Source organism: candidate division WOR-3 bacterium, assembly GCA_039801725.1.
Taxonomy (GTDB): domain Bacteria; phylum Hydrothermota; class Tepidihabitantia; order Tepidihabitantales; family DTDR01; genus DTDR01.
In genome coordinates this window covers 1,484-8,075 of record JBDRVE010000050.1, presented here as the reverse complement: position 1 = coordinate 8,075, position 6,592 = coordinate 1,484, and the positions used below count along the sequence as shown (strand labels likewise).

General features: G+C 31.0%; 6 protein-coding genes. 5 read left to right on the top strand and 1 reads right to left on the bottom strand.

Going from position 1 to position 6,592, the window contains the following annotated elements; translation table 11 throughout:
- The coding region (locus ABIK75_07930) for a patatin-like phospholipase family protein (GenBank protein MEO0091016.1) at window positions 1-368 on the bottom strand (368 nt) is incomplete at its 3' end.
- Window positions 369-438: 70 nt separating this feature from the next.
- Here ABIK75_07930 and ABIK75_07925 point away from each other — a divergent pair.
- From ABIK75_07925 to ABIK75_07905, 5 genes are all read left to right on the top strand, one after another.
- Window positions 439-1,980, top strand: a complete 1,542-nt coding sequence (locus tag ABIK75_07925) for an ATP-dependent DNA ligase (GenBank protein MEO0091015.1) — start codon at window positions 439-441, stop codon at window positions 1,978-1,980.
- Window positions 1,981-2,193: 213 nt separating this feature from the next.
- Complete coding sequence (locus tag ABIK75_07920) at window positions 2,194-2,370, top strand: hypothetical protein (protein MEO0091014.1); 177 nt, start codon at window positions 2,194-2,196, stop codon at window positions 2,368-2,370.
- Window positions 2,360-3,775, top strand: a complete 1,416-nt coding sequence (locus tag ABIK75_07915) for a FlgD immunoglobulin-like domain containing protein (protein MEO0091013.1) — start codon at window positions 2,360-2,362, stop codon at window positions 3,773-3,775. The genes ABIK75_07920 and ABIK75_07915 overlap by 11 nt, the downstream gene beginning before the upstream one ends.
- A gap of 202 nt (window positions 3,776-3,977) precedes the next feature.
- Window positions 3,978-5,180: a T9SS type A sorting domain-containing protein gene (locus ABIK75_07910; GenBank protein MEO0091012.1), complete on the top strand. Its 1,203-nt coding sequence runs from the start codon at window positions 3,978-3,980 to the stop codon at window positions 5,178-5,180.
- Between the two features lie 109 nt (window positions 5,181-5,289).
- Window positions 5,290-6,592 (top strand): hypothetical protein (locus tag ABIK75_07905; GenBank protein ID MEO0091011.1); only part of this gene is annotated, 1,303 nt, incomplete at its 3' end.

Below are 6,592 nucleotides of genomic sequence, written 5' to 3'. Positions count from 1 at the left end.
GGTAAATAGGGAATGAAATTTTTATGGTTAAGATTTAAAAAATATCTATTTCTTAATTGCCTTTCGGGTAAATATTGGCTACCAAAAGGAAGAACATTAGAAAATAATTCCTGCCAATTGACACTTAAAGCAATGCTTTCAATTTGGAAAGCAGAATAGCCGCAAGCGTACACACCACCAACCAAAGAACCCATACTATTACCAGTAATAAAAGAAATAGGAATTCCTTCTCTTTCTAATACTTTTAAAACACCAATATGTGCCAAACCTAACGCCGCACCACCAGAAAGGGCTAAACCAATTTTAATCTCTTGGCAATAACCGATTATAAAGATAAAAAGAAAAAGTAAAAGAAATTTATTTCTCATTAAAAATTATACAATAAAAAAATAGGAAATCAAACTTGACAAAAAGGAGAAATTATTTTATTTTTAATAGATGAAACTTAAAGAAGTTGTTTTGTTGGCAGAAAGATTGAAAGGGATAAGTAGTATTAATGAGAAGGTTTCTTTGCTTTCTTCTTTTTTAAAAAGAGTAGATAAGGAAGAGGGGAAAGTGGTTGTTGCCTTATTAATCGGTGAAAATCCCTATGGAAAAGTTGGACTTGGTTATCAAAGTTTAAAAAATTTACTTGTTTTAAAAGAAGGTAATGAAAGTGTTGAAGTTTCCGAGATTGATAAAATTTTAAAAGAGTTAAAGAAAATAAAAGGTAGCGATTCTTTATATCGGAAGTTAAATATCTTGTATTATCTCTTTAGAAAATTGGATGATAAAGAAAGGGAATATTTGGTAAATTTTTTAATTGGCGAAATAAAGATTGGTGCTAATAAAGGAATAATTAAGAAGGCAATTGCTAAAACCTTTCAAATCTCAGAAGATATTCTTGATGAGATAATCTTGAAAAAGGGAGATTTCTTACAGGTGATAGAGGGAATTTTTAAGGAAGGGAAAAATTATATAGAAAAAACGGATTTTGAGATATTTCAACCTTTTTCACCGATGCTTGCTGGTATTATCTATTCGGTTGATGAACTTCCTAAAGAGAAATTAGCCTGCGAATATAAGATAGATGGTATTAGAATTTTCCTTCATAAAAAAGATAAAGAGGTAAAAATCTTTTCTCGCCATTTAAAAGATATTACCAATAATCTTTTTGAGATTGCTGAATATTTTAGTGAGATTAATGGTGATTTTGTTTTGGATGGTGAAGTAGTTTTATTAGATAAAGAGAATAAGATTTTACCTTTTCAAGATATGATGAAGATTATCAGTAGAAAAGAGCGAGAAAGATTTGAAAATATTAGACCTTTCTTTTTTGATATTTTATATAAAAATGGTGAGAAGTTATTTGGAATTCCTAATAAAGAGAGATGGCAGATTTTAAGTAAAACCATTCCTAATAATCTTTTGATTGAAAGGATTGAGACCGATGATAAAGATAAAATAAAGAGGTTTTATGAAGAGAGTATTAAAAGGGGAAACGAAGGAATAATGATAAAGAAATTAGATTCTCCTTATTTTATTGGTAGTAGAAAGAAATATTGGCTTAAACTGAAAAATTTTTATCCCTTAGATTTAGTAATTTTAGAAGCCGAATGGGGACACGGCAGAAGGAAAGGTTGGCTTTCCAATTTTTTACTTGGCTGTCTTAACAGGGAAAGAAATGGTTTTTTACCATTGGGCAAAACTTTCAAAGGTTTAAGCGATAAAGAATTTACTGAGATAACGAAAATTCTTCTAACTAAGAAGATAGAAGATAAAGAATGGGGGATAATTGTTAGACCGGAAATAGTTGTTGAGGTCTTCTTTTCCGAGATAGAAAAATCGCCATTCTATGAAAGTGGTTATGCCTTAAGATTTGCCCGCATAAATAGAATAAGATACGATAAAAATCCCTATGAGATAGCAACCATTGATGAAATAATAAGAATATTTGAAGAAGAAAGAAAAAAGAAAGGAGAGATAGATATATTTTATTAATTATATTAATTCTTTGTGGTTATTATTTACCCCCTTGTTATTTTAGAAACCAAATTTTCTCTTTACTTCCGTAAGTCTTTATTTTTTCAAATACTTAAAATATTTATAAATTGAATTTTTATTATTGACTTTTTTTTTCATGTTTATAATTTAAGCGATGTTAGGAGTTATTGAAAATAAAAAAAGAATCTTTAAAATAAAAAGGAGGAAAATATGAAAATAAAAAGTTTAGTTTTTATTTTATTAATAATAATTTCAATTTCTTTTGCTAGATGGGAAAGGAGACCGTCGGTTCCTTCACCTGTAGGGTCCGGTGGCGGAATTACTTATGGAAGAGGCTATATTTTTGCAGTGGTAGGAAACGAAAGAGAAGATTTTTATGCCTTTTGATATGGCAAGAGATCAGTGGATAACCGATTTAGAAGAACTTCCTGAGCCAATTTATCATGCTGGTGCAATAACTTATGGCCAAAGTAAGTATGGTTTAGAGAATGTATTTGTTGCGGCACAAATTGAAGATGATGAGGATTTGTTGTGTGTCTATTCTTTCGAAGATTCTATCGGACCTTATGGAGATTGGGAAGAATTAGAATTACCTGAAGAAATCGGTCCCGGTGTCTCTATTACTTTTAGACCCCTTAATCAGATATTTTATGTAATACCTTCTCCTATTGTTATTTATCACGGAGAACTATTTTTAACAATAGGTGGATCTACTTCCAATTTCTATAATCTTCTTTTTGTAGAATTAACACCTAATCCTGTTCCACCTTTTTATATTTTCCCACCAAATGATACAATCTTAGAGGCAATGAAGATATTTTTCCAATGGAATGAAGATGCCGCTGCTTCTTTTTATCAACTTCAAGTAGATGAGAATCCTGATTTTTCTTCACCAATATTCGACATTACAACTGATAAAAACATTTATATTCCTAAAAAGATTTTTAAGCCGGGTGTTTATTATTGGCGGACACGTTCTTCTAATTCCTTATGGAGTGAAACAAGAAGATTTATAATTAATTACGGTTGGGTTAGACTACCTGATATTCCTGACACAATAAAAGAAGGAGGTTCAATTGCTTATCATTGTATAAGAGATGGGATTACAAATATGGCTGCTGAAAGTATTTATTGTTTAGTAGGCGGTGGTAAAAGAAAATTTTACTGCTATTCAATACATAGGGCTACGTGGAGCGAAAGAGAGAACACCCAATTAAACCAAAATGATGGCTCTTCAATTACTTCTTGTTACCAAAGTACACACAGTACACGTAAAAAATACCTTTTGGCAATATTTGGAAGAAGTAGCAATATTGAAAGGCACTGGTCTTATGACATATCTTCAAATGATTGGGCTCCTGAGGACCCCTTACCCGACATACTTGGTTCTGGTGCTTCAATCACCTTTGATTGGCGAGAAAGGAAGGATGATGCTTATTTAGTTATCGGTGGAGATAGGGATGGTTTTTATTGTAATCCCAATCCATTTTTTGAAGAAGAGGCTTTTGGACAGCAATCCTTCGCTACCGCTAAAAAAGTGAAAATATTATCTAACTCAAAAGAAGTAATCCTCTATTATTCTCTTGAAACACCTTATTATGGAGAGATTTCAGTTTATAATCTTTATGGTAAAAAAATAAAAACATTATTTAAAGGTAAAATGGAAAAAGGAGAGCATCAATTTATTTGGAATGGAAAGGATGAGAAAGGTAAAAAGGTTTCTTCCGGCGTGTATTTTATTAAAATTAATATGAAAGAAAAGCAAGAAAGTATTAAAATAGTAGTTAAATAACAAAAGGAGGGGCGGGGTAAAAACCCGCCCTTTAAATTTTTATGAGATATTCTATTTTATTTTTTTAATTTCTTATATTTATTCACAAATAATTGATACCATAATTCCTTTTTTTGACGAGCCTCGTAGCTTATTTTATATTCCTAAAGGAAATAAACTTTATATAAATTTTTCGCGACATCCTAATAATAGATTCCTTGTAATGGATTGTTCTACTTATCAAATAAAAAAGGTTATACCTATTCCTGCTGATTATGATGGTAAAGCCTATGGAATATATAATCCAAAAAATAATAAATTATATTGTAGCTTTAGTCCTGCTCCGGAAAGTATGGCAGTTATTGACGTGGAAAAAGATTCAATAATAAAATGGATTAGATTTGATGCCTATTGGCCATGGGGAAGGTGTTATAATTCAAAAAATGATAAGATTTATGTGACTGATGGAATGAATATCGGTGTAATAGACTGTGAACGTGATTCATTAATTAAAATAATAAACCATCCCCAATACTGGTTTTCTCATTTTACGGTGTGGGATTCGGTTGGCAACAAAGTTTATTGCGGATGTGCATATGCTAATGTTGTGGGAGTTATAGATTGTGAGAATGATTCGCTGATTAAAACGATATCTGTTCCATTAATCCCAGGCAATGCTTGTTATAATCCTTTTAACAGAAAATTATATGTAGGACCTTATTGGTTAGGAGGAGGGATAAAATCAGCAGTAATATGTACAAAAGGAGATACATTAATCAAAATATTTGACACTTTAGATTTAGACAACAAAATTCCAATTATTTTTAATAAAAAGGAAAATAAAATCTATTGGCCTAGCAGTTTAGAATCATATTATTGTATAAAAGTAATTGATTGTAAAAGGGACTCCATAATTAAAGCCATTCTAGTTTCTGACGATGATTTTTTTAATATGTATCTTGCTGAATGGAGCAACCGATTATATTTTGGGGCTACTTATTACGAAAATTATAGTAGTTATAATATTCTTTATATATTAGATTGCAGTAATGATTCAATAATTTCTCAATTAAGATTTGGAAGGCATGGCTATTATAGGTATGGAATGACAGGAAATCCAAAGACCCATCAAATTTATATATGTGATTTTGGGGATTCTTCCCTCTATGTTATCCGCGACACAATTGTCCTATCTTTAAACGAGGATAATCTTAAAAATAAAAAGATAAAGGCATTTTCTAATATCACAAAATCATTTTTAGATTTAAAAACAAATGTTGAAATTGAGATTTATGATATTTCGGGTAAATTGGTATTGAAAGAGAAAAAAGATAAAATTTCTTTAAAGAGAATAAAGAGAGGGGTTTATATAATAAAATTGGGTAAAAATCAAAAAGAAAGAATTATTAAGGTAATAAAACTTTAAATTACAAATTTTCCTTTTTAAAAATTAGTATCGCAAAATACATTGTTTAATTATTGATAAAAAATTTTTATAGGTATAGAATATAATAAAAGTTAAAAAGGAGGAGAAGATGAGAGCAAAGATTTTTATTTTGTTAGTCTTCTTTTTAAGTCTTGGTTTTTCTCAGGTAGAAAGGTGGGTTTATCGGTATAATGGACCACAAAATGGTAATGATTTCGCTAAGGCAATTGTCCAAGATAATCAAGGTAATCTTTATATTGCTGGTAGCGACGGTGATTTCATTGTTATTAGTTTAACTTCGGATGGCGAAGAACGTTGGATTTATCGTTATAATGGAACTGCCAATAGTGATGATGGCGCTAACTCAATAATTTACGGTATTGATGGTAATCTTTATGTTTGTGGTTATACGACAAATACTGGTAGGGGAAAAGATGTATTAGTGGTAAGTTTAACAACTAATGGCGAGCAGAGGTGGATTGTTGAATATAATAGTGAAGAAAATGGTAATGATGAGGCATTTTCTATTGCTCAAAGTTCCATTGGTGATTTATGTGTTGTTGGTTGTTTTAATGAAGGAGGTTCTTTACAATGGTTAGGAGCACTTGGTATATCTTCTACCGGAGAATTAAGATGGGGAGCAGGAGCAGGGAGGGAAGGCAGTGAATCTAATGCAACTAAAGTAATACTCGGAGCAGATAATCATTTTTATGCCACTGGTTATGTGGGTATGGAATTTGTGATAGTAGCTCTTAACCTCGGTATTACAGTATATTATTTTGAATCGGAATATGGCGATGCTTCCTATTCTCTTACTTGTGATTCAAATTGGCATCTTTATGTTTGTGGTAGTTTATTGGAAGATTTTACTGTTATGTGTTGTAGTTTAAATGAATGGTTAGAGGTGAAATGGACTTATCGTTATAATGGTCCAGGAAATGGTGATGACGATGCCTATGATATTGTTTATGGTTTAGATAATAACCTTTACGTTGCCGGTAAGACAATTGCCAATAATTTATTTTCTGATTTCACGGTAATTAGCCTAAAACTGAATAGCCAAGAAAGATGGGTTTATCACTATAATGGTGAAGCAGATAGTAACGATGAAGCCTATTCAATTGCTTACGGTAGAGATGGAAATATTTATGTTTGTGGTTATAGCACAAATAATAATACTGCGGCTGATTTTACCGTAATTAGTTTAACTTCTGACGGTAGAGAGCGATGGGTTTATTCTTATAATGGTTCGGCTAATGGTAATGATTGTGCCCAATCAATAATTTATGGTATTGAAGGTAATCTTTATATCTGTGGCTACACCACAAATAATCAAACCAATATTGATTTTACAGTAATAAGTTTAGAACCTTTGCCCGCAATTGAAGAAAGGAAATCAATTTCTCTTCATA